The following is a 1,329-nucleotide window of genomic DNA, read 5'->3' as shown; positions in this document are numbered from 1 at the left end:
GGCAGGGTTGGGTCGGGCGCGCGCCCGCCTGTGGCCGGGGCCGTCCGCCGACGGCCCCCTGCGGCCTCACCCCCCGCCGCGAGGGGCGAGGGAGGGACGCGGTCCGGGCGGGCCGCACCCCGGCCCGGACCGCGCGGGATCACTCCTCCACGCCGGTGATCTCGTTGGAGGCCTCGGGCAGCTCCGTCTCCGCCCGCACCTCGCCGCTCGCGATGTCCACGGCGTAGAGCTTCTTCTCACCCGGCTCGGTCACGTACGCGGTGTCCCCGCGCACGAACAGGGTGGGGCGGGGGTCCTGCCACTCCAGCGGCTCGGTCCACTCCCCGACCAGCGGGTGGGAGTCGGTGACCTCGGCCGACTCCGGGTCGATGACGTGCAGCGCCCCGTCGGTGCCCAGCACCAGCGCCTCGCCCTCCGGGCCGCGCCCCAGCGACCGGAAGCTGTAGCTCGTGCCCAGGTCGACCAGCTCCAGGTCGCCGTCGGTGGTGTCGGTGATGGAGATCCGCTCGGGGCGCTCCAGCTCGGCATCGGGGTCGGTCTTGTAGTCGCCCAGCACGTACGGCGACTCCTCGTGCCCCGCCTGGTTGCCGATGCGGCCGTAGTCGTCGGGGGCGTCGGTCTTGGCGAACTTCCCGTCGCGGTAGAGCAGGACCCCGTCCTCGCAGCCGAAGAGCAGCGCCCCGTCCTTCGCGGCCGCCTCGCCGTGCACCCCGGGGCACTCGTCGCTGCGGTGGATCTCCTCGCCGTCGGCGTCGAGGACCAGGACGCCCGGGCGCTCCTCCTCGTCGCCGTAGGTCACCGCCATCTCGCCGTTCTCCAGCTCGACGGCGACCCCGTGGTGGGGCTCCTCGGAGGTGTAGGTCTCGGACTCGGGGAGCCCGTCCCCCAGGTCGGCGGGGTCGAAGGAGGTGACCTCGCCGGTGCCGTCGGAGAACAGGACGGTGCGCCCGGCGTGGCGGACCACGTGGCCGGGCTCGGGCGCGGCGAACTCGTCGTCGGTCAGCTCGGCGCCGACCGCGTCGAGCACGCGGAACCCGGAGGAGGTGGACACGAGCACGTGGCGCCCGTCGCCCGCCGGGTTGAGCCGGTTGAAGCCCTCGAGCGGGATGTCCTCGACGACCTCGAGGCTCTCCCCGTCGATGACGTAGAGCCCGCCGTCGTAGGTGGCCACGAGGGCGTCGGTGACCTCGGCGGACGCCGATTCGGCGCTCTCGCCGCCGCCACCGCAGGCGGTGGCCGCCAGGCCGAGCGCCGCCACCGCGGACAGCGCGGCCGCCGGGCGTCGGCGCCGGGAGGGATGGAAGGTGTGGGGATGCGTTCTCACGGTGC

At 74.7% G+C, this 1,329-nt stretch carries 1 protein-coding gene; it reads right to left on the bottom strand.

The window, feature by feature from the left end; translation table 11 throughout:
- Nucleotides 1-139: 139 nt before the first annotated feature.
- Nucleotides 140-1,324 (bottom strand): zinc metallochaperone AztD, encoded by a 1,185-nt coding sequence (gene aztD / locus O4J56_RS31965; protein ID WP_270690975.1) that lies wholly within the window; start codon nucleotides 1,322-1,324, stop codon nucleotides 140-142.
- Between the last annotated feature and the right edge of the window lie 5 nt (nucleotides 1,325-1,329).

This window comes from Nocardiopsis endophytica (assembly GCF_027706725.1).
Classification (GTDB): domain Bacteria; phylum Actinomycetota; class Actinomycetes; order Streptosporangiales; family Streptosporangiaceae; genus Nocardiopsis_A; species Nocardiopsis_A endophytica.
This window is presented reverse-complemented; position numbering and strand designations above follow the sequence as displayed.